General features: G+C 68.9%; 19 protein-coding genes. 10 read left to right on the top strand and 9 right to left on the bottom strand.

Translation table 11 applies throughout. The features are described from left to right. Positions 1 to 1,329 (bottom strand): ABC transporter substrate-binding protein, encoded by a 1,329-nt coding sequence (locus AC0662_RS06315; RefSeq protein ID WP_452204689.1) that lies wholly within the window; start codon positions 1,327 to 1,329, stop codon positions 1 to 3. Between the two features lie 61 nt (positions 1,330 to 1,390). Next, a complete protein-coding gene (locus AC0662_RS06320) occupies positions 1,391 to 4,168 on the bottom strand; it encodes an alpha-L-rhamnosidase (RefSeq protein WP_478298922.1) in 2,778 nt (925 codons plus the stop codon). Between the two features lie 181 nt (positions 4,169 to 4,349). On the opposite strand from AC0662_RS06320, the gene AC0662_RS06325 reads away from it, so the two are divergent. Further along, positions 4,350 to 5,246, top strand: coding sequence for an AraC family transcriptional regulator (locus AC0662_RS06325; protein WP_478298924.1), 897 nt, complete (start codon positions 4,350 to 4,352; stop codon positions 5,244 to 5,246). Here the strand turns inward: AC0662_RS06325 and AC0662_RS06330 are convergent. Continuing rightward, positions 5,227 to 5,919, bottom strand: coding sequence for a TetR/AcrR family transcriptional regulator (locus tag AC0662_RS06330; RefSeq protein WP_478298926.1), 693 nt, complete (start codon positions 5,917 to 5,919; stop codon positions 5,227 to 5,229). The genes AC0662_RS06325 and AC0662_RS06330 overlap by 20 nt on opposite strands. An 88-nt stretch (positions 5,920 to 6,007) precedes the next feature. On the opposite strand from AC0662_RS06330, the gene AC0662_RS06335 reads away from it, so the two are divergent. Further along, on the top strand, positions 6,008 to 7,207 hold the full coding sequence (locus AC0662_RS06335; protein WP_478298928.1) for an FAD-dependent monooxygenase: 1,200 nt from the start codon (positions 6,008 to 6,010) through the stop codon (positions 7,205 to 7,207). On the opposite strand, the gene AC0662_RS06340 is transcribed toward AC0662_RS06335, so the two are convergent. Both AC0662_RS06340 and AC0662_RS06345 read right to left on the bottom strand, forming a co-directional pair. After that, entirely contained in the window at positions 7,175 to 7,636 is a 462-nt protein-coding gene (locus AC0662_RS06340) for a PGPGW domain-containing protein (protein WP_452204694.1), read from the bottom strand. The genes AC0662_RS06335 and AC0662_RS06340 overlap by 33 nt on opposite strands. A gap of 19 nt (positions 7,637 to 7,655) precedes the next feature. Beyond that, the gene (locus tag AC0662_RS06345; protein WP_478298930.1) at positions 7,656 to 9,788 is read right to left on the bottom strand and encodes a peptidoglycan DD-metalloendopeptidase family protein; all 2,133 of its coding nucleotides are present in this window, start codon (positions 9,786 to 9,788) and stop codon (positions 7,656 to 7,658) included. 174 nt (positions 9,789 to 9,962) lie between these two features. On the opposite strand from AC0662_RS06345, the gene lpdA reads away from it, so the two are divergent. The 3 genes from lpdA (at position 9,963) to AC0662_RS06360 (ending at position 13,372) form a co-directional block, all read left to right on the top strand. Then, positions 9,963 to 11,360 carry a dihydrolipoyl dehydrogenase gene (lpdA, locus tag AC0662_RS06350; protein ID WP_452204696.1) on the top strand — a complete coding sequence of 466 codons (1,398 nt, stop codon included), beginning with the start codon at positions 9,963 to 9,965 and terminating at the stop codon, positions 11,358 to 11,360. A 198-nt stretch (positions 11,361 to 11,558) separates the two neighbouring features. Further along, on the top strand, positions 11,559 to 12,875 hold the full coding sequence (locus AC0662_RS06355; protein WP_478298932.1) for a helix-turn-helix domain-containing protein: 1,317 nt from the start codon (positions 11,559 to 11,561) through the stop codon (positions 12,873 to 12,875). Positions 12,876 to 12,937: 62 nt separating this feature from the next. Next, positions 12,938 to 13,372 (top strand): hypothetical protein, encoded by a 435-nt coding sequence (locus AC0662_RS06360; RefSeq protein ID WP_452204698.1) that lies wholly within the window; start codon positions 12,938 to 12,940, stop codon positions 13,370 to 13,372. 9 nt (positions 13,373 to 13,381) lie between these two features. Here the strand turns inward: AC0662_RS06360 and tsaA are convergent, their stop codons facing one another. The 4 genes from tsaA to AC0662_RS06380 are packed head-to-tail and all read right to left on the bottom strand — an operon-like array spanning position 13,382 to position 16,902. Beyond that, a complete protein-coding gene (gene tsaA / locus AC0662_RS06365) occupies positions 13,382 to 13,795 on the bottom strand; it encodes a tRNA (N6-threonylcarbamoyladenosine(37)-N6)-methyltransferase TrmO (protein WP_452204699.1) in 414 nt (137 codons plus the stop codon). Then, positions 13,792 to 14,547 (bottom strand): metallophosphoesterase, encoded by a 756-nt coding sequence (locus AC0662_RS06370; protein WP_478298935.1) that lies wholly within the window; start codon positions 14,545 to 14,547, stop codon positions 13,792 to 13,794. Before AC0662_RS06370 ends, tsaA begins: the two co-directional genes overlap by 4 nt. A 51-nt stretch (positions 14,548 to 14,598) precedes the next feature. Further along, positions 14,599 to 15,357 carry a metallophosphoesterase gene (locus AC0662_RS06375; RefSeq protein WP_478298937.1) on the bottom strand — a complete coding sequence of 253 codons (759 nt, stop codon included), beginning with the start codon at positions 15,355 to 15,357 and terminating at the stop codon, positions 14,599 to 14,601. Between the two features lie 39 nt (positions 15,358 to 15,396). Beyond that, on the bottom strand, positions 15,397 to 16,902 hold the full coding sequence (locus AC0662_RS06380; protein ID WP_478298939.1) for a PstS family phosphate ABC transporter substrate-binding protein: 1,506 nt from the start codon (positions 16,900 to 16,902) through the stop codon (positions 15,397 to 15,399). 122 nt (positions 16,903 to 17,024) lie between these two features. On the opposite strand from AC0662_RS06380, the gene AC0662_RS06385 reads away from it, so the two are divergent. Genes AC0662_RS06385 through AC0662_RS06405 form a run of 5 tightly spaced genes read left to right on the top strand, consistent with a single transcriptional unit; the run spans position 17,025 to position 22,030 of the window. Continuing rightward, on the top strand, positions 17,025 to 18,383 hold the full coding sequence (locus AC0662_RS06385) for a dihydrolipoyl dehydrogenase family protein (RefSeq protein ID WP_478298941.1): 1,359 nt from the start codon (positions 17,025 to 17,027) through the stop codon (positions 18,381 to 18,383). A gap of 59 nt (positions 18,384 to 18,442) precedes the next feature. Further along, on the top strand, positions 18,443 to 19,462 hold the full coding sequence (locus AC0662_RS06390; RefSeq protein ID WP_478298943.1) for an energy-coupling factor ABC transporter permease: 1,020 nt from the start codon (positions 18,443 to 18,445) through the stop codon (positions 19,460 to 19,462). Beyond that, complete coding sequence (gene cbiQ / locus AC0662_RS06395; protein ID WP_478298945.1) at positions 19,459 to 20,217, top strand: cobalt ECF transporter T component CbiQ; 759 nt, start codon at positions 19,459 to 19,461, stop codon at positions 20,215 to 20,217. The genes AC0662_RS06390 and cbiQ overlap by 4 nt, the downstream gene beginning before the upstream one ends. Further along, positions 20,214 to 20,987, top strand: coding sequence for an energy-coupling factor ABC transporter ATP-binding protein (locus AC0662_RS06400; RefSeq protein ID WP_478298947.1), 774 nt, complete (start codon positions 20,214 to 20,216; stop codon positions 20,985 to 20,987). Before cbiQ ends, AC0662_RS06400 begins: the two co-directional genes overlap by 4 nt. Further along, the gene (locus tag AC0662_RS06405) at positions 20,984 to 22,030 is read left to right on the top strand and encodes a mandelate racemase/muconate lactonizing enzyme family protein (protein WP_452204370.1); all 1,047 of its coding nucleotides are present in this window, start codon (positions 20,984 to 20,986) and stop codon (positions 22,028 to 22,030) included. Before AC0662_RS06400 ends, AC0662_RS06405 begins: the two co-directional genes overlap by 4 nt. Positions 22,031 to 22,124: the final 94 nt, after the last annotated feature.

The raw sequence follows: 22,124 nt of genomic DNA on the forward strand, positions 1-22,124 counted from the left end.
TCACCAGCCCGCCAGGCCGAGCTGCTGCGCCTGCTTCTTCACGTCCTCGTCGTACCTGGCCGCGCCGTCCTTCGCCTTCCGGATCCCCGAGCCGACCTCGACGGTGATCTGCTCGAGCGACGGGCCCTTGACCGGGGACAGGAACTCCAGCGCCAGGCTGGACGCCCCCGGCTTGTCGAGGTACGGCTGCATGTCCTTGATCGCCTGCGGTACGTCGTCCCCGAGCGAGCACCCCTTGACGGCGTACGGACCGGTCGGTGCGCCGGCCTTGGTCTGCGAGGCGCACCCGTCGGGGCTGGCGACGAACGCGAGGAACTTCTTCGCCGCGTCCAGCTTGTCGCCGGTGGTGGTCTTCGGGATGTACAGACCGCCCGGGGTCCACAGGGTCAGGCCGTTCTTGCTCGCGTCGTCACCAGGCAACGCGAACAGTCCGACGTTCTTGGCCGCGTCCGGGTACGTCGCGACCATGTTGGCCACCACGCCGGACAGGTTCGGGTAGTGCGCGCCCTTGCCGGTGGCAAGCATCTTCAGCCCGTCCGGCAGCTTGGCGGAGGCGAAGTCCTTGTTCTCGTACCCGGCGTCGTGCACCGCCTCGGTGTGCTCGAACCCCTTGAGCGCGGCCGGCGAGGTCGCGTACTTCGCCTGGTTCTTGGTGTACTTGTCGGCGAAGTCGGGCTCGACCGCGGAGACGTTGTGGAAGTCGCCGAGGACGAACAGCTGCGAGGTCCAGGTCTCGCCGTACGTCTGGATGACCGGTGCGACGCCGCCGCCGGCCGCCTTGATCTTGGCGTTGTTGGCCATGAACTCGGCCCAGGTCTTCGGGATCTTCAGCCCGAGCTTGGTGTAGACCGGGATGCTGTAGAGCACCGCGCCGCCCATGAAGCCGCCGAGCGGCGCGCCGTACACCTGGCCGTCGGCGGTCACGGTCTTCTTGAAGTTGTCGTCCAGGTCCCCGATGTAGGGCTGGTCGTTGAGCGAGACCAGGTTCTTCTGCGGCGCGATCGCCTGGAACAGCGACCCGGTGTTGTAGTTGAACACGTCCGGCATGTCGCCGGTGGACAGCCGGGTCTTGACGATGTTGTCGCCTTCGGTGCCGGCCGGCCGGGTCTCGGTCTTGATCGTGATGCCCGGGTTCTTCGCGGTGAAGTCCTTGACGAGCTGCTCGGCGTCCTTCACGTCCTGATCCTGGTTGCCGATCAGGTACGTGATCTCGACCGAGCCGCCGCCGGAGTCACTACTGGATCCGAGACTGCCCGCGCTGCACGCGGTGAGTACGAGCGAACCGGCGGCGAGCAGTGCCAGTCCACTCGCTCCTGGGCGGAACCTCATCTTGACCTCCAAGGGATGTTCGAAGCAGCGGGGCGGTGGTCGGGGTGAGTTGGTGGACGGGTTAGTGGTTGAGTACCGCGCCGAGCGCCGCCTTCAGGGACTCGGTGGACTGTCGGCCGAGCGCGTCGACCACACCGGCGGCCGGCTGGTCGAGGTAGCGCTTGAGGCGGGCGGCGAGGTCGGCGTCGTCGGTGACGACGCCGGCTTCGGTGGCGGCCGCGACGAGCGCGGTCCAGGTCGGTTCGTGGTCGATCAGCGCCCGGATGCTGGCGTCGGCCGGCAGTTCAGCGGGCGTGCCATACGGGTCGGCGGCGGTCCACTCGTGCGTCCCGTGCCCGACCTCGACGATGCCGTCCTGACCCGGTACGTCGACGTTCGCGCGCGACCCGACCGGGACGGTGACCGTGAGCGTGACCTGCCCGTCGGAACGGGTCCACGCGACCGCGGCCTCGCCGTACGGCGTGAGGTGCTTGGCGGACGCACTGGTCAGGTGGCCGGTGACGAGCGGGCGCACGTCGATCGTCCGGTACGCCGGCTCGGCGGCCGCCAGACCGGCGACGCGGCGGTGCATCCAGTCGGCGACCGCGCCAAGGGCGTAGTGGTTGAACGACGTCATCTCACCGGGGTTGATGGTGCCGTCGGGCAGCATGCTGTCGTAGCGTTCCCAGACCGTCGTCGCGCCCATCGTCACTGAGTACAGCCAAGAGGGGCAGCCTGTCTGTAGCAGGAGCCGGTAGGCCAGGTCAGGATGTCCGGTATCGGCCAGCGCGTCAGCCATCAGCGGCGTTCCGACGAATCCGGTGCTGATCCGGAAGCTCGCCGTACGGACCAGGTCGGCGAGCCGTTCGCCGGCCCGCTTGCGCTGGGTCTCGCTCGGCAGCAAGGCCCACTGCAGGGCGAGCGCGTACGTCGTCGGCGCGTCGCTCAGCACCCGGCCGCCGTCGGTCGCGTACTCGGCCGCGAAGGCCTGCCGCACGCGCGTGGCGAGGTCGGCGTACTCGCGGGCCAGGTCGTCCTGCCCGACGACCGCCGCGGCCTTGGCGAACACCTCGGCGGAACGGGCCAGGTGCGCGGTGGCGACCACGTCGGGGTCGGCCTTGGCGGCCGCCGCGTTCTCGGGCGGCGCGGTCGGGTCGAGCCAGTCGCCGAACTGGAAGCCGCCCGACCACAGCAGGTCGGCGCCGGCCAGGTCGGCCATCTTGTCCACCCAGGCCCGCATGCTCGGCAGCTGGCGGGCGAGCAGGCCGGCGTCACCGGTGCGCTCGTAGATCACCCACGGCACGATCGTTGCCGCGTCACCCCATGCCGCGGTGGCCGGCGACTCGTTGCGGAGCACATCCGGTACGACGAACGGTACCGATCCGTCCTTCTGCTGCTCGGCCGCGAGATCGGCCAGCCAGTTCGTGAGGAACCCAGCCGCGTCGAAGAGGAAGTTCGCGCTCGGGGAGAACACCTGGATGTCGCCGGTCCAGCCGAGCCGCTCGTCGCGCTGCGGGCAGTCGGTCGGTACGTCGACGAAGTTGCCGCGCATACCCCAGACCACGTTCTCGTGGAACCTGTTCAGCAGGTCGTTCGACGACTCGAACCATCCGGTGCGCTGCAGGTCGCTGCCGATGACGACGGCCTCGAGGTCCACCTTGCGAAGGTCGCTGACGCCGGTCACCTCGGCGTACCGGAAGCCGTGGAAGGTGAGCGGGGAGTCGAGGACGACCTCGTCCGGGCCGGCCAGGTAGTAAGTGTCGGTGGCCTTGGCGGTCCGCAGCGGGCGGACGCCGAGCTCGCCGTGCTCGAGGACCTCGGCGTGCCGTACGACGATCTCGTCGCCCGCCGCGTGACCGCGGACCGTGAGCCGGATGCGGCCGACGAGGTTCTGGCCGAAGTCGATGAGCGTCTTGCCGGACGGCGAGGTGGTGATCTCGAGCGCGGGCAGTACGTCAGTGATACGGACGGGCGGGCCGTCCGGCGCGACGAGCAGGCCGAGATCGGCGTCGAGGACGTCGACCGGCGTCGGCTCGCCAAGCTGCTTGCGGAGGTCGGTGGTCTGGCCGTCGTACAGGTCGTCGGCGAGGACGTTGCTCTCCCGCGAGGTCCAGCTGCCGTCACTGCCGAAGGTGTGCAGTTGCCCGTCCTCGGTGGTGACCTCGAGTTGCGCGAGGACCGCGAGCCGATCGCCGTACAGCTCCTTCTGGTCGCGGAAGCCGATGCGGCCGCGGAACCAGGCGTTGCCGAGCAGGAACTCGAGCGTGTTCTCACCAGAGTGAACAAGCGCGGTCACGTCGTAGATCTGGTAGCGGAGCCGGTACTGGTACGCCGTCCAGCCGGGCGCGAGCTCCTCGGTGCCGACCCGCTGCCCGTTGAGCTCGGGCAGGTAGATGCCGTGCGCGGTCGCGTACAGGCGAGCCTTGACGATCCCGTCGGGGAGCTCGGCGACGCCGGCGATCAGGGGAGCGGGGGAGCCGTGCGGGTTGTCCCGCGGGCTGACGAACTGGGCGCTCCAGTCGTCCGTGCTGAGCAGCCCGGCCTCGACGGTGACCGGCTCGCTCCACGCGCTCCAGTCGTCGTTGCCGCGGACCCGGACCCGGACCTGCGCGACCTCCCGGGAGGTGAGCGGCTCAGCCGGCCACGGCACGAGCAGTTGTTCGGGGGACTGGACGGTGAAGACCTGGGTGCTGCCGGTGGTGATCTCGACCTCGTACGCCGTCTGCGCGTAGCCGGCGTCGGCGGCCGGGACCTGCCAGGAGATTCGGGGGCTCGCGGTGCCGATCCCCAGGACCCCGGACTCTGGGGAAGCGAGCAGATGCTCGAAGCGGAGAGAGGTGGGTGCGGCGAGATGCGACATGAGACTCCAACCGGAGAGTGAAACGATTCATTGAGTGTTCCGGCGAAACGCCGAGAGCTCGGTGGATTCGGTCGGCGGGGCGTTTCGCCTGTTCACCGATCCTGCGGCCGGCAGTCGCCGGCGAGTAGCCCACAGTGCACTCGGTCTAGCACGATCTGCACCTCGGCCCGTATCTTGAAGCATGGTCGACGAGCCGGTGAGGACTCGTGGAACGGTGCTGCACTTCGTCGAAGGGACGGTCGTGCACGCCGGGACGCACGTGCACGAGCAGACCCATCCGTTGCACACGCACAGCTTCTTCGAACTGCTGCTCGTCACCGGTGGTTCGGGTGTCCATCACAGCCTCGCCGGGCGGCAGCGGCTGGGGGCCGGTGACGCGATCCTGCTCCGTCCCGGCGTCTGGCACGAGTACGTCGAGTGCGAATCGCTAGAGGTCTACAACTGCTGCTTCTCGGCCGATCTGGTACGCCGCGAACTCGCCTGGGCGCGCGAAGATCCCTTACTGGGTTACCTGTTGTGGACCGGACCGTTCTCCGCGCAACGCCGCGGAATGCTCGCGACGCATCTCGATCCGGATACCGTGAAAGAGGCTGTCGGCCACCTGGACGGGTTGCGGCAGCTGCGGAACCAGCCACTCAGCCGGCACCGTGGCGAGGTGATCGGCTGGCTCTCGCTGTACCTGAGCTGCGTCGCGCGCACGGTGGCGAAGAGCGACGAACGCGGCGAGCACACGCATCCCGCGGTCGTCGACGCGATGCGGATGATGGAGGCCGACCCGGCGCGGCACTGGACGCTGACCGACCTGGCCGGCGAGCTGCATCTCGCGCCGGGGTACTTGGTGCGGTTGTTCAAGTCCGTGACCGGACTGCCCCCGATGGCCTACCTGTCGCGGCATCGCGTCGAGCTCGCGGCGGACCGCTTGCTGCACTCCGACGCGCCGATCAGCCGGATCGGGGAGTCGGTCGGCTGGCCGGACCAGAACTACTTCGCGCGCCGGTTCCGGTCGCACTACGGGCTGTCGGCATCGGCGTACCGACAACGTTTCAATGGCTTGCGACTCAGTCCGTCCGCCCATTGATCAGGAGTTCGAGGCCGTCCAGGATGCGCTGCAGACCGAACTCCAGGCCCTGGTTCTCGCTGCCGGCCGCCGTTCGCATCGCGGCGGTGAGGTGCGGGAAGCGGTCGGCTTCGCTGGTGAGGATCTCCGCGAGCGACCGCGTCCAGTCCTCCTCGGTGAGTCCTGTGGTGTAACCGGGGAAAGTGGTCGACTGCTGCGCGATGTTGCGGACGTGGCTGGTGATCACCAGGATCGCGTCCAACTGCTCGCCGCCGGTCAGACCGCTCTCAGTCAGCGCGGCGAGTCCGCGCTCCATCCAGGTGAGCTCGTTCGGGCCGAGCGGACGGCGCCCGATCGTCGATTGGAGCAACCACGGGTGCCGGGTGAACCCGTCGTACAGGTCCAATGCCCAGGTGCGCAGCGCCGTGCGCCACGGTAGGTCGCCGGGCCGGTCCGGCGGGGCGCCCATGGCCTGGTCGCTCATCACCGCGACCAGCTCGGTCTTGCCCGGGACGTAGCGGTAGAGCGCCATCTTCGTGACCGGCAGCTCGCCGGCGATGCGCTGCATCGAGACGGCGTCCAACCCTTCGGCGTCGGCGATCCGGATGCCCACCGCGGCGATCTCGGTCAGCGTGACGGCGGGCTTCGGGCCGCGGCTCGGCAGCGGCTGCCTGCCCCACAGGAGATCGGACATTCCGGGTTCCTTCCGCAATCGACTTGAACTGTGTCTACCATACACATTATTGTGTCCGGCAGACACAGTTACTGCTCTGGAGGCGATGATGAAGGTTCTGGTGTCGGGTGCGAGCGTGGCCGGTCCGTCGGTGGCGTTGTGGCTGGGCCGGTCGGGACACGACGTGACGGTGGTCGAGATCGCGCCCAAACTCCGGCAAGGCGGGTACGCCGTGGACTTCCGCGGTCAGGTGTTCACGACCGTGCTGGAGCGGATGGGCGTGCTGGAGGAGCTGCGGTCGCTGCAGACCGGTGGCAACGCGATGCGGTTCGTCGACGCGTCGGGGCGTCAGCTGATGCGGCTGCCGGCCGAGTTCGCCGGCGGTGAGCTCGAGGTACTGCGGGCAGACCTGTCGCGGGTGCTGTACGAGCACAGTCGCGAGCAGGCGACGTACCGCTTCGGCGACTCGATCGCGAGTCTGCAGGAACAGGCGGACGGCGTGGACGTGCGTTTCGAGAGCGGCGTCGAGGAGACGTACGACCTGGTGATCGGCGCTGACGGGATGCACTCCGTCGTACGGCGGCTCGCGTGGCCGGCCGAGCAGGTCCTGGAGAAGCACCTCGGGTACTACGTCGGTGGCTGGGAGGTCCCGAACACGCTCGGGATCAGTGGGGACTCGCTGATGTACAACGTGCCCGGGAAGCTCGCGAGCGTGGGTGCGGACACGCGCGATCCGGGCCTGGCGCAGACGCTGTTCATGTTCAAGTCGCTGGTGCTGGACTACAACAGGCGGGACCTGGACCAGCAGAAGGCGATCCTGCGGGAGCAGTTCAGCGGTATGGGCTGGCACGTGCCGGCGCTGCTCGAGGCGTTGCCGGCGGCAACTGAGCTGTACTTCGACTCGATCAGCCGCGTCCGCGTGGACCGCTGGTCCACCAGCCGGATCGTCCTGCTCGGCGACGCGGGGTACGGCGCCACATTCGGTGCGCTCGGCACCGGGACAGCGGTTGTCGGCGCTTACGTCCTGGCGGGGGAGTTGGCCCAGACGCGCGACTTCCGGATCGCGTTCGACCGGTACGAGACCCGGCTGCGGAAGGCGGTGTCGACCACGCAGGACGGGAGCCGCGCGGGCTCGTTCCTCGCGCCGGCGACCCGGTTCGGGATCACGGCCCGGAACCGGATCCTCGACATCCCGTTCTTCCTGAACCAGATGCTGAAGATGGCCGAGAACATGAGCGAGCTGATCGAGCTGCCGGAGTACTCAGGACTCAAGTACTCAGGGCAGCCAGGGCAGCTTGTCCAGGAATGACTCCCACGAGTCGGGGAGCCAGCCTGGCACGCCGAGCACGACCATGTAGAGCCAGATCGCGACGAGGACGCAGAGGAACAGCGCGAGCGTTCCGAGTGCCTTCAGCCAGGCGGGCTGCTTGCCGGTCCAGCGGGTGAGTGCCTTCACCCAGTCCTTGACCCGGTACAGCAGCCGCTGCGCCCACTCGAACTCGCTGGCGAGCACGGCGAGACCCGCGATGAACAACGGGATCCCGCCCGGTCCCGGCAGCCAGCCGGTCAACGGCGCTGCGATGATCAGCAACCCACCTACGACACCGACACCGATCCGGTAGAACATCAGCTTCCGCGGGTTCTCACGAATCCGCCGGCGCCACTCCCACCGGTCGTCCTGAGCGTCCAGGGTGATGTTGTCGTCCGTGCGGTCGGGACTGTTTTTCTCGGCCACCATCACAGCCTACCGGCGGCTACTAACTGGTCGGGTTACCGAACTCCCAGTGCCAGGGCTCCTCGCGGTTCCCGCCCTGGTCCGCCCAGGCGGGATGCAGCCAGCCGTACGCTGCGGCGTGGGTCTTCATCCACTGGTACTGCGGGGTGCTGTACTTCTCGATCCCGCCACACAGGTCGACCGCGAGACCCCACCCGTGGTTCGACGTACCCGGGAGGGCGGCCAGGGACGGTTTGCGCTGGTAGAGGTCGACCTGGGAGGAGTAGGAGCGGTACGAGTCGGTGATGCACAGCGACGTACCGAACGCGGCGTGGTAGGCCGCGCCGAGCTTCAGGTACGCCGCGGCCGCGTCGCACCGCAGCCGGTGACCGCCACCGATGGCGCACAGTTTGCTCGCCGGGATCATGCCGTTGCTGTAGCCACCCCATCCGGTGCTCGCGGAACCGGTGGCCAGGAACGGCATCGGGTTGACGGGGTCGCCGCCGAGCCGGACCTCGAAGTGCAGGTGCGGTCCGGTCGAGTTGCCCTCGCTGCCGACCGCACCGATCTGCTGGCCGGCCTGGACCTGCTGGCCGTCCGTGACGTCGACTCGGCTGAGGTGCGCGTACAGCGTCTCGAGCCCGTTGCCGTGGTCGATCCGGACCAGGTTGCCGGCCCAGGCCGGGTGCTCGATCCGGACCGTCCCGGAGGTCACCGCGCGGACCGGCGTACCGATTGGGGCGGGGAAGTCCTGGCCGGTGTGCATGCCGCTTGACCACTCCGAGCCGGACTGACCGAACGGCGTACCGATCTCGTACGTCCCGTCCGGGAGTGGCCAGGTCCAGGCGCCCGAGCCGACGTCGTACGACGTGGCGGTGTTGCCGCAGCGGAACGCGTACGCCTCGGAGGTCGCGACCGGTGCGACCTGGGGCTTGGCCGGTGCGCCGAGGGTCGGGCGGAGGGCGGCGTACAGGTTGTCCGGGACCGTGGTGACGACGACCGAGCCCTTGGACTCGTCGGCGGCGATCATCTCGCCGTTGTCGAGCGCGATCCCGATGTGCACGAGGCCGAGCGACTTGCTGCCCATCACGAGCAGGTCGCCGGGCTCGATCTGGGCGTTCGGGACGGCCTGGTAGTCGGGGTAGACCTTGCCGATCAGGTTCGGCAGGGTCGTGTACGGCTGCCAGGCGACGCGGGCTGCGCCGAGACAGCCGTACTTGTCGGGGCCGGTGGCGGCGACGCCGTACGGCTTGCCGAGCAGGCTGAACGCCTGGTTCACCGCGCGGATCGTCTCCGCCGACAGCACGCGGACGGTCCGTCCCGCGACGGCGACCGACGCGACACCTGGCACGGCCGCGCCGCGACGGGTCAGCGGGGCGAGCCCGGTCGGCAACTTCGCGGGGTTCTTCAGGACGGCGGCCGCCGGGGGAGTGACCTTCGCGGCTGCCAGCTCGGTCAGATAGGTCTTCCAACGGGCCAGCGCCTGACCGTTCCTGGTCTGCTGGAGCTGCTGGGACAGCGCGGACGCGACATCGAGGTCCGCGGTCTGGTCGGCCATCGCCGCGGAGGCGTCGGCCGCCTTCTGCTGCACCTGCTTGCTGAGCTCCTGCGCCTTCGTCGCTGCCTCATTGGCGGCCGCGCGTTTGCTGGTCGCCTCCGCCCGCAGCCGGGTCGACTCGGCCTCCGCGGCCATCGCCGTCCGGTACTGCGCGACCTGGGTGCTGCCGAGCTGGGTGATCGCGGTCTGCCGGTCAGCGATCTCCTGGAGGTTCTCCGCGACCGGGGCCAGCGACCAGAGCATCGACTCGGTCCCCAGCACGGTCGGGACACCCATCTGGTACGCCTGCGCGGTGATCACTCCGAGCCGCCTGCGCTGCTCGTCCGCGACGCCCTTCGACTTAGTAGCGTTGGTCTCCGCCTTCTTCGCCGCGGCCTCCGCGGCCTGGGCGTCCTTCAGAGCCTTGGTGTAGGCGATCGTGGCCTTGGCGAAGTCGGCCTGGACGGCCGCGGCCTCCGCCTGGAGCTGCTCGAGCGACCGGTTCACGTCGGTCACGGACGCGGGCGGTGGCTCGCTGGTCGACGGGGTGGGGTCGTCGGCGTACGCCGGAACTGCGGCGACTGCCAACACCGTGCCGAGTGCCGCGAGTCGCAGCCACCGGCGTTTCCCCAGACCCATGCGTCCCCCATGAATTCGCCTCACGCGCGAGGCCAGCGTAAGCGCCGTACGGTCCGGACGGAACCCCGCTACACGCACCGTGACCATGAGGCGGGCCACAGTTGCCGGTCAGTCGCGGCTCAGGGGCCGGTGGCGCTGTCGGATCGGCTGGTGCCACCCATTAAAGTTCACTGCATGGCCTCGCACTTTGACGTTGTTGTCCTCGGCGCCGGTCCCGGAGGGTACGTCGCGGCGATCCGCGCCGCCCAGCTCGGGCTGAAGACCGCCATCATCGAGAAGAAGTACTGGGGCGGTGTCTGTCTGAACGTGGGCTGTATCCCGTCCAAGGCGCTGCTCCGGAACGCCGAGCTGTCGCACATCTTCCGGACGGAGGCGAAGACCTTCGGCATCAGCGGCGAGGTCACCTTCGACTTCCCGACCGCGGTGCAGCGCAGCCGGAAGGTCGCCGACGGCCGGGTCAAGGGCGTCCACTTCCTGATGAAGAAGAACAACATCACCGAGTTCGACGGCTGGGGTTCGTTCACCGACGCGAACACCCTCGACGTGACGCTGAACGACGGCTCCTCGGAGACCGTCACGTTCGGCTCCTGCATCGTCGCCACCGGCGCGACCACCAAGCTGCTGCCGGGCACCCAGCTGAGCGAGCGCGTGGTGACGTACGAGGAGCAGATCCTCACCGAGGAGCTGCCGGGCTCGATCGTGATCGCCGGCGCCGGTGCGATCGGTGTCGAGTTCGCCTACGTCCTGGCGAACTACGGCGTGAAGGTGACGATCGTCGAGTTCCTGGACCGGGTCGTTCCGCTGGAGGACATCGAGGTCTCCAAGGAGCTCGCCAAGGCGTACAAGAAGCTCGGTGTCGACGTCCTGACCGGCACCCGGGTGGACTCGATCGACGACTCCGGTGACAAGGTCAAGGTCACCGTCACGGGCAAGGACGGCGCCCAGAAGACGATCGAGGCCGACAAGGTCATGCAGGCGATCGGCTTCCAGCCGCGCGTCGACGGGTACGGCCTGGACAAGATCGGCGTACAGCTGACCGAGCGCGGCGCGATCGGCGTCGACGGCTTCTGCCGGACCAACGTGCCGAACATCTTCGCCATCGGCGACGTGACCGCGAAGCTGATGCTCGCGCACGCGGCCGAGGCGATGGGCGTGATCGCCGCCGAGACCATCGCCGGACACGAGACGATGGAACTCGACTACAAGATGATCCCGCGGGCGACGTTCTGCCAGCCGCAGATCGCCAGCTTCGGCTGGACCGAGGAAGAGGCCCGGCTGGAGGGCTTCGACGTCAAGGTCGCCAAGTTCCCCTTCACCGCCAACGGCAAGGCCCACGGCCTCGGCGACCCGACCGGTTTCGTCAAGGTGATCAGCGACGCGAAGTACGGCGAGCTGCTCGGCGCGCACCTGATCGGCCCCGAGGTCACAGAGCTCCTCCCCGAGCTCACCCTCGCCCAGAAGTGGGACCTCACCACCAAGGAACTGGCCCGCAACGTCCACGCCCACCCCACCCTCAGCGAAGCCCTCCAAGAAGCCTTCCACGGCCTCGAAGGCCACATGATCAACTTCTGATCGAGCGCGCCGACCCCCGGAGAGGGCATGCAGGGACGGCGGGCGGCAGACATCCTGACGATGCATCGTCTGGCCCACAAGCCGGACGGTGCGCGGGCGCTCGTGGGGTGGCTGGCTCGTCGGACGAGTTGCTGGGTCGGGCTGGTGGACCCAGCCGGCCGGGTTCGGATTGCATCAGCACGGGGGTCCGACAGCGAGGTGACGAGGCTCGTCGCCGACGGTCTCCGCGTGATGCGTGAGCGGCGGCTGCGCACGGTCGTCACGGGAGAGTCCGCCGGCCGGTGGGGCGTGCTGCTGTCTGTCGACGTGCCGGGAGACGAGTCCGGAGTGGTCCTTGCGCTCGTCGGGGTCGATCCTCTCGGTACGTCGGCCGCGGCCGACGCCGCGCCGTTGATCGGGGTGTGCTGGTGGGTGAGCGAGACCGAGCGGACCCGGCGGCGCCTGGAGAGCGCCGATGCGCGCGGGCGGGAGGCGGTGCTGCATCTACTGATGTCGGGCAACCTCACCACAGCACATCAGATCGCCGATCTGCTGGCGCCGAGCCTGTCCGATCCGGCCCGGTTCCATGTCGTCGAGTGTGGTGCCGAACGCCGTACCGAGGCTATCCGGATCTGTGCAGAGCACACCGGCGGCCAGGCTTGGATCGTCCGGTGCCCGGTCTACTCCGACCACGTGCTCGTCGTCGCGTCGGCTGATCCGGCGGACGCGCGCTCGCTCGAGACCGCGCTGACGAGCGAACTCGACGACTGTGTTGTGGGGACCGGCGACGCTCTGGCACTGCGCAAGATGGCCAGCGGTTACGAACAGGCGTTCCATGCGCTCGCGGTGGCCCGAGGCCGTCCGGAGCGATGGGCACGGTTCGACGGTACTTTGGGTCTGCCTGTGATGCTCGGTCCCCCGGGGCACGCGTGGGCTGACCGTCTGCTGGCTCCGCTGACCAAGCACACCCCCGCTCGAACCGCCGACCCTGACAGCCACACGTTGACCGCAACGGTGCGATCGTGGCTGATCTTCTCGTCCGCCGCGAGTCGGCATCTGAAGATCCATCGCAACACCCTGGCCGCTCGGCTGCGTCGCGTCGAGGCCCTACTCGGTCTGGACCTGGAGTCCCTCGGCGACCAGGCGAAACTTGACCTGGCGCTACGGATCGTGGCACTGCCGCACCTTGCGGATCACGAGCCAGTGACGGCGGGCCCGGCACTCGACGCCGAGTTTCACGCGCTGCTGCGCCTGCCGGCCGTACGGGAGTGGGCGTTGACCCAGTGGCGTCCTGTGCATGAGGAGGCGCCCGCGATGGAGAGCACACTGCGTGCCTGGCTGCGTCACGACACCCGGCTGAGTACGACGGCGAGCGCGCTCGGAGTGTCGGTGACGGGAACACGCAAGCGCCTGACGCGGCTCGAGGCGGTCCTCGGCCGATCGCTGTTGCGGGTCCCGAACGCGCGGCACGATCTCTGGCTTGCCGGTGAGGTCCTCGATCGCGGCGAGCCGGAGATGTGCCGTTCGGCACCGTGAGCCTGCCTGACAGGGCAAATTCACACTTACCGCCGGGAAGGCGGTGAATTTAGGGTCGTCGTATGACTTCTAAAATCAAACGTCACGCTCACCGCATCGCCCGAATAACAAGTGTCGCCGCTGCGACTGTCCTGATCACGTCGGTCGGGCCGGCCATGGCCGCACCTGTGGACGAGGTTGGCACTCTCTCGAACATGTCCATCGAAATCTTTGGGTCGAAAATGACCTTCATCGACGATGGCGACGTCTTCCAGATCTGCGACACCAAGCCCGACGGCAAGGGCGCTTATGGAGCGCTCTTCTATGACTCGTACCTCCTTCCGGGCGGTTTCAAGCGCGTGATGACGATCGAGGACGGCGGCGACGCCGGGTGTGACAAGAAGGGCTACAACATCGGCAACGGCGGCCAATACGTGTTCGCCATCTGCCCGGGGTATTACCCGAAGAACGCACTTCATTACTGGCCTTGCACCAACAGCGCGTCTTTCAACGAGTAGGCGCTGACGCTATCTGTCCTCGACGCCACCTAGAACTGGTTTTACGTCGACTATTGGGGTGCCGTTGAGGGCTTCGAGGTTGTTGACGTGGAGGCGGAGGTCGTCGACGGCGAGGACTGTGACGCGGTGTAGACCGAGGGGGTTGGGGCGGTCGGGGGAGCGGGTGCTGAAGACGCCGGTTGGTGGGCGGGTGGTGTCGCCGCGGGGGTACACGGTCTGAGCGGTGCGGTCGGCGCGGTCGAACCAGGTGATGAGGATGAGTTCGTCGCCGGGGGTGATGTCGGCGAGGGCCGGCCGGACCGAATCGTCGAAGACCACCCAGGCGTCGGGGGCGCCTTCGTCGCCTTGACGTGGTGCGTCGGCGCGGGAGCCCAGGGCGGATTCGACGCGGGCGATCGGGTGGAGGATCAGGTCGTCTGTCATAAGGGATACCTGTAGACGGTTTGGAGGGGTTCGCCGGGGGTGACCATGTGCAGGGCCAGGCCGGGGTGGGCGGTGGCGTCTACGACGGTGCCGGTGGGGGACGGGGGCTCGAAGGGGAGGGGCACGGTCGAGCGGATGCCGGGGGCGCCGAGGACCGGGTGGCCGGCGAACGAGGTGACGATCGCGTTGTGTACGTGCCCGGTGAGGATCGCGGTCACCGGCTTCCCCGTCAGGATCGCGGCCAGACCGTCGCGTTCCTCGAGTTTCCACTGATCCATCACCGGGTGGTGCAGGTCGAGCGGCGGGTGGTGCATCGCGACGAACAGCGGTCCGTCGACGGCGTTCCGGAGTACCCCGTCGAGCCACTCCAGGGAGTCGGCGGACAGCAGACCGTGGCCCGCGCCGGGCACCGTGGTGTCGAGCAGCACGAACCGGGCCTTGCCGACATCGCGGACCTGATGCACCGGATGACCCGACCCCGGCGACTGGACCAACCCCACCAACCCGGCCCGGAGCGCCGCGCTCACGTCATGGTTCCCGGGCAGCACCAGCACCGGTACGTCGAACGTCAGCTCACGCGCGATCTCGGCGTACTCCGACTCCAGCCCGTGATCGGTGAGATCCCCGGTGACCAGTACGACGTCCACCGAGCGACCCATCGCCCGCACGTACTCCGTGATCTGTCGCAACCGTGAGCGCGCGGCCTCGGTGCCGTCGAGATGCGGGTCACTGAGATGCGCGATCACGTACATGTCAGCACAGTAATCCCGGCACAAACCCCGGGACAGCGGTCGTGGTTCAGGTCAGGCCGGGTGCCGGAACAGGGTCTGGAGCGGTGCACCCGGGGTGGCGATGTGCAACGCCAGGCCGGGGTGGGCGGTCGTGCCGTCGACGAGACCGCCACCCGGAGCCGGGGGTTCGAAGGGCAGCGGCGGCGTCGACCGGACGCCCGGCGCGACCAGGAACGGCAACCCGGCGAAGGTGGTCGCCAACCCGTTGTGGACGTGGCCGGCCAGCAGTGCGGTGATCGGCTTGCCCCTCAGCACCGCCTCGAGCTCCGGGCCTGAGCGGAGCAGCCACTGATCGAGAACGGGGTGGTTCAGCGGGAACGGCGGGTGATGGAACGCCACGAACAACAGCCCGTCGACCGGTTCAGCCAGTACGCCGTCCAGCCACGCGAGCGACTCCGCCGACAGCAACCCGTGGTCCTCGCCCGGCACCGAGGTGTCGAGCAGGACGAACCGCGCGCCGCCGACGTCATGCACCTGGTGCACCGGATGCCCCTCGCCGGCCGAGTCGACGAACTCAGCCAGGCCGGCGCGCAACGGCGCGCTGACATCGTGGTTGCCCGGCAGCACCAGCACGGGTACGTCGAGCTTCAGCTCCGCGGCGAGCTCGGCGTACTCGGACTCGAGACCGTGATCCGCGAGGTCGCCACTGACCAGGACGACGTCGACCGGCCGCCGGAACTCGCGCAGGTACGACGTGATCTTCCGCAGCCGGTCCCGAGCCTCGTCGGAGCCGTCGATATGGGGGTCACTCAGATGTGCGATCACGTACATGAAAGGAATTATCCGGCGAACCGGCCACGGGCGCTGGGATTATCCACAAAACCCCGCGGGCAGATCGGTGCACGGGACCAGCCCGCCGCGCTCCAGCACCGGACGCGCCTGCGTCGACCGCAGGTAGTCGAGGAAGGCAGCGGTCAGCGACTTCGTCGCCGGCGCCTGATACGTATACGCGTGCTCGACCTCCCAGAACTTGTACGACCGGTCCGCCACCTTGGACGTGTCCGGTACGACGCCGTCGATCGTCGTCGCCACGATGCCGGGGAACTTCCGGGTGCTGCCGAGTTCGGCGTACCCGATCGCGCCGTCGATCGCGTTCACCCGGGTCAGCAGCTCCTCCGTCGTGCCCACCTCACAGCGGTGGTACTTCGCCAGCGCGGCGTCGTCGTCGCGCCGACAGTCGTCCGAGGTGATTCCGAGCTCCTGATCGCCGCCAAGCACCTTCTCCCGGAACACCAGTCGCGAGCCCGAGTCCGGCCCGACGCGGCTGACCATCCGGATCGGCAGGTCCCGCCCGCCGAGCTGCTTCCAGTTGGTGATCTTGCCGGCGTAGATGTCACGCAGCTGCCCCGTGGTCAGCGCCGTGACGTCCGCGCTCCGGTTGACGGCCACAGCGAACACCACGACCGCGATGGCCTCGCCGCTGAGGTTCTGGGCGTCCTCGGCCGGCCCGTCCGACATCGCGATCACCATGCCCGCGGCGGTCGCGTCCTTGGCGCCGAGCGAGCTCAGGTCGCGCACGCCGCCCCGGCTGCCGTTCGCCGCGATCGTGATGTCGGCGTCGCGGCACTCGGTCGCGTACGCGCTGCGCAGCTCGGACATCGTCGGCTCGACGGCGGTCGACCCGATCACCCGCAACTGACCCGACGCGCAGTTGTCCGGTGGCTGGAGGACGTCGACCAGGAAGAACGCGACGAGGGCGCCGACCAGCACCAGCGTCGTCGCACCGAACATCAAGGTACGGCGGCCCGGTCCGCGCGGCCGCGGCTCGTGGTAGACACCGCCGTTCGCACCACCGGCGAGGTAACCGGAGTGCGTGACGTCCCTGCCCTTCCCGGACAGTACGAGCAGGAACTTGAAGTGGTCGCCGCGGTTGATCGCGAGCTTCGGCACCGTGAGCGTGTCGGTGTCGACGTACTCGGCCGGCTTCAGGTCGGCCTCGATCAGGTCGCCGAGTGTGTCCGGGTGCGACTCGACCACCTTCATCCGGACGATCTTCCGGCCCGGGAAGCTGAACTTGACCAGGCCCTGCATGTCGCGGGCCTCGATGTCGGTCCCGGCGTTGTCCAGCCGGAGCAGCACGATGCTCGGGTCCTGGACGACCGTGCCCTGGTGCACGACCTCGATGTCGACCATTTCCCGGGCCCGGTTCTGCCGCGGGTGGACACCGATCTGCGCGTCCACCTGGACCCGGTAGACGAGCCGTTTGCGGCGCCACAGGTACCGGTCGAGCAGCCACACGATCGCGGTTCCGATCAGTGTGACGGCGGCGATGACTGTCTCGATGTTGATGCTGCCGAAGCCAGAGAAATCGAACAACCTTCGTCCTCACTTCTACGAGAACGGAACGCTAGTCGCCGGTGGTGAACGCCTCCTTACGGTGCGATGACGCACCGGGTGGCGACTTGGCCGGTCCCGGCCGGTCTGGGAGATTGGGCGGCATGTCTGAACAGGTTGATGTCGTGGTGGTGGGGCTCGGGGTCGGCGGCGAGGAGACGGCCGGGCGGCTGGCCCAGGCAGGGCTCCGGGTGGTGGGGATCGAGTCCCGGCTGGTCGGCGGTGAGTGCCCGTACTACGGGTGCATCCCGAGCAAGATGATGATCCGGGCCGCGAACCTGATCGCCGAGACCCGCCGCGTCGACGGCATGGCCGGTACGGCGTCCGTCCAGCCGGACTGGGCTCCGGTGGCGAAGCGGATCCGCGAGGAGGCCACCGACACCTGGAACGACAAAGTCGCCGTCGACCGCCTGGTGAACAAGGGCGCGACCGTGATCAAGGACTTCGCCACGATCACCGGTCCGAACACGGTGCGCGCCGGCGACCGCGAGTTCGAGGCGACCCGCGGCATCGTGATCGCGACCGGCACGATCCCCGCCGTACCGCCGATCGACGGTCTCGCCGGAACGCCGTTCTGGACGAACCGCGAGGCGATCGAGGTCGAGACGCTGCCCGCCACGCTGCTGATCCTCGGCGGCGGCGCGATCGGGATGGAGCTCGCCCAGGTCTTCGCCCGCTTCGGGGTCCAGGTCACCGTCATCGAGGGCGCCCCGGAGGTGCTGTCGATGGAGGAGCCGGAGTCCGGCGTCCTCGCCCGCGAGGCCCTCGAGCGCGACGGCGTCACGTTCCTCCGCGGCTCGCACGCGCAGCAGGTCGGGTACGCCGACGACGCGTTCACCGTCACGCTCGCGGACGGCTCGTCGGCGACGGGGGAGAAGTTGCTGGTGGCAACGGGCCGGCGGATCGCGACCGCGGACCTCGGTCTGGACAAGGTCGACCTCGACCCGGCGGCGCGCCGGATCGAGGTCGACGAGCACGTCCGGGCCGGCGACAAGGTGTGGGCGATCGGTGACGTCACGGGCGTCGGCGTGTTCACCCACAACGCCATGTACCAGGCCGACATCGCGGTCCGCGACATCCTGCAGGAGCCGGACGCGCCGACCGCGAGCTACCACGCGATGCCACGGGTGACCTTCACGGACCCGGAGATCGGTGCGGTCGGGCTGACCGAGAAGCAGGCCCGGGACGCGGGCCTGAACGTACGGACCGGGTTCACCGAGATCCCGGCGTCGACGCGTGGCTGGATCCACAAGGCCGGCAACGAGGGGTTCATCAAGGTCGTGATGGACGCCGACCGGGGTGTGCTGGTCGGCGCGACGAGCGCGGGCCCGACCGGTGGCGAGGTGCTCAGTGCGCTCGCGGTCGCGGTGCACGCCGCCGTACCGGTGAGCTCGCTACGGCAGATGATCTTCGCGTACCCGACGTTCCACCGGGCGATCGGAGAGGCTCTCAAGCAGCTGTGACGGCGCAGTCGTGAGACCGCTTGTTGCGAATCAGTCGCAGGTAGATCAAGAATGTGCGAGTGCATGTTCCTGACGGTTTCTTCGACGCGCCCACGTCCGTCGCCACCGGCCTGATCGCGGCCGGGGCGGTCGGCTTCAGCCTGCAGCGGGCGAACCGCGAGATCCGCGAGACCGGGCCGGCGCTGGCCGGCCTGACCGCGGCGTTCGTGTTCGCGGTGCAGATGGTGAACTTCCCGGTCGGCGCCGGGACGAGCGGTCACCTGCTGGGCGGTGCGCTCGCCGCGGCGCTGGTCGGCCCGTGGACCGCCGTACTCGTGATGTCGACGGTGCTGCTGGTCCAGGGGCTCCTGTTCGCCGACGGTGGCCTGACCGCCCTCGGTACGAACATCACGTTGATGGGGCTGATCACGGTGCTCGTCGGGTACTTCCTGACGCGCGCACTCCTGACGGTGCTGCCGCGGCGGATGAGCAGCATCGTACCGGCGGCGACCGTCGGAGCACTGGTGTCGGTGCCGGTCGCGGCGCTGGCGTTCACGGGGCTGTACGCGATCGGCGGCGCGGTCGACATCCCGCTCGGGAAGCTCGCCACCGCGATGGTCGGCTGGCACGTCCTGGTCGGCATCGGTGAGGCCGTGATCACCGCCGCGGTGCTGAGCGCGGTCGTCGCGACGCGGCCCGACCTGGTGTACGCCGCTCGGCACCTGCAGAAAGATCTTGTCCTGGTCGATGCCGACGGCAACACCTCGACCGTGTCCCCGGACAAGCCCATCGCGGCGCGGCCGGCCGGACGGTCGCTCGGCGTGGGGATCGCGGTCACGCTGCTCGTGGCCGGGGGCTTGAGTCTGTTCGCGAGTGCGCACCCGGACGGGCTGGAGTTCGTCGGCGCCAAGCTCGGGTTCGACGGCGCGGCGAAGGACTCCGCGGTCGCGAGCAGTCCGCTGGCCGACTACGGCGTCCACGGGATCGGCAACACCCAGGTGTCCGGCGCGCTCGCCGGCATCATCGGCGTGCTGGTGACGATTGCCCTCGGCCTCGCGATCGCGAAACTCGCCTCGCTGCGGGCCAACAAGGCCTCATGATTGGCGACGGTCTGCTGGTCGCGGTGGACAGCCCGGTCCACCGCATCCCGGCGCAGGTGAAGCTGGTCGCGCTGTTCGTCTTCGTACTCGCCGTCGTCGCGACACCGGCCGCCGTCTTCTGGGCCTTCGCGGCGTACGCCGTCATGCTCATCGCGGCCGTGATCGTCGCGAAGCTCCCGCCGACCGTGGTGTCGCGGCGGCTAGCGGTCGAGACGCCGTTCATCGTGTTCGCCCTGCTGCTGCCGTTCGTCGCGACCGGTCCGCAGATCTCCGTGCTCGGCCTGCACCTGTCCCAGTCGGGTGTTTTCGGCGCATGGAACGTGCTGGCCAAGGGGACGCTCGGCGTGATCGCGGCGATCCTGCTCTCGGCCACGACGGCGCCACGCGACCTACTGGCCGGGCTGGAGCGGTTGCGGCTGCCCGCGACGCTGGTGGCGATCCTGTCGTTCATGGTCCGCTATCTCAGCGTCGTGTCGGACGATCTGCACCGGATGCGGGTTGCCCGCGAGTCCCGTGGGTATACCGGAGGTCGGGCCGGACATCTGAAAGCAGTCGCGGGAGGAGTGGGCGCGTTGTTCGTGCGGAGCTTCGAGCGCGGCGAGCGCGTGCACCTCGCGATGCGGTCGCGTGGCTACACGGGCCGGATGCCGTTGCTGAGCGTGCAAGGCGCGTCCGGTGCGCAGTGGGTCGAGGGTCTGGCGATCTCGTTCGCCGCCGTGGCGGTCGCGGTCGCAGCCAGGGTGGTGGTGTTGTGAGCAGTCCGACGATTCAGGTCGAGCGGCTGGTCTTCGCCTATCCCGACGGGCGGCAGGCGTTGTTCGGCGTCGACTTCACCGTGGAGCGCGGCGAGCGGGTCGCCCTGCTCGGACCGAACGGGGCCGGCAAGACCACGCTGGTCCTGCACCTCAACGGCATCCTGGGTTCGGTGGCCGGCGGCACCGGGAGCGGGCGGATCCAGGTCGGTGGCACCGGTCTGCACCGCGACCACCTGACCGAGATCCGGCGCAAGGTCGGGCTGGTGTTCCAGGACCCGGACGACCAGCTGTTCATGCCGACCGTGCGCGACGACGTCGCCTTCGGTCCCGCGAACCTCGGCCTGCGTGGCCTGGAGCTCGACGAGCGCGTGCACGAAGCGCTGGTCCAGGTCGGGATGCAGGACCACGCCCACCTGGCCCCGCACCACCTCTCCTTCGGCCAGCGCCGCCGGGTCGCCGTCGCCACGGTGCTCGCGATGCGTCCCGAAGTACTGGTCCTCGACGAGCCGTCCAGCAACCTCGACCCGGCCGCGCGCCGGGAGCTCGCGGACATCCTCGCCGGGCTCGACGTGACGCTGCTGATGATCACGCACGACCTGCCGTACGCGCTGCAGTTGTGCGAGCGGAGCCTGCTGATGGATGACGGCCGGATCGTCGCCGACGGCAAGACCCGCGACCTGCTCGGCGACGGCGGCCTGATGGCAGCGCACCGCCTCGAACTGCCCTACGGATTCGACCCCCTGTCCGTCACCGGCCCGGAGCGCCCATGAAGATCACCCAGGTCACCGTCGAAGCCACGTCCGAACCGAAGGCCCATCCGGTCCGCGACGCGATCCAGCTGCTCGACCGCAACGGCGTGACCAGGGTGCGGATCGACACCGACGAAGGCGTGAGCGGCGAGAGTACGACGTACTTCGGTCGCGTCGAGAGCTCGCCGGCGATCCTGGCCAAGATCGTGTCCGAGCAGCTCGCACCGGAGATCATCGGCGCGGACCCGACGATCATTCGGGGGATCCGGCAACGGCTGCAGACCCTCACCGACTACCAGGGGACCGCCGGACTGTCGTCGTACGGGATCTCGGCGATCGATCAGGCGTTGTGGGACCTCCTCGGGAAGTCGCTCGGGGTGCCGGTGTGGCGGTTGCTCGGCGCGCAGCGGACCGTGATCCCGACGTACGCGATGGTTGGTTGGCTCGAGCTGGACGTCGCGGGGCTGGAGAGCGTGTCCGCGAAGGCGATGGAGCAGGGCTTCCGTGGCGTGAAGATGAAGGTCGGCGGCGGCCCGCTGACCGAGGACGTGCGGCGGATCAAGGCGGTCCGCAACATCATCGGCCCGGACGCGCCGCTGATGGTCGACGCCAACCAGGCCTTCGGGTACGCCGAGGCGCTGCGGCGCGGGCGTGTGTACGAGTCGATGGACTGCACCTGGTTCGAGGAGCCGCTGCCGGCCGGGGACACCGAGGGGCATGTGCGGCTGGCGGAGAAGCTGGATCTCCCGATCGCGACGGGGGAGAACCGGTACGGGCAGGCGGCGTTCCGGGATCTGATCGAGCGCGGCGGCGTCGGCGTCGTACAGCCGGATCTGCGGCGGGCCGGTGGGCTGACGGACTGCCTGGAAATCGGGTTGATGGCGGCCGGGTTCGGGGTGCCGTACGCGTCGCACGGCGGTGGGGCGCACATCCACGTGCTGGCGGCGCTGCCGAACACCATCTACGTGGAGAGCGGGCTGTTGCCGGCCGACGGCAGGGTCCAGCTCGTCGATGGTTGCTATCCGCTCCCAACCGGGCCTGGCTTGTCGTCCTGGGATGGCTAGTTGGTGACCGTCACCGGGAATCCACGGTGAATTTATTACCAGGCCCTTGTGTGTTACCGGCGAGTCGGGTGAAGGTGACATGGAGTACTTCAGT

The organism is Kribbella sp. NPDC043289 (genome assembly GCF_056436705.1).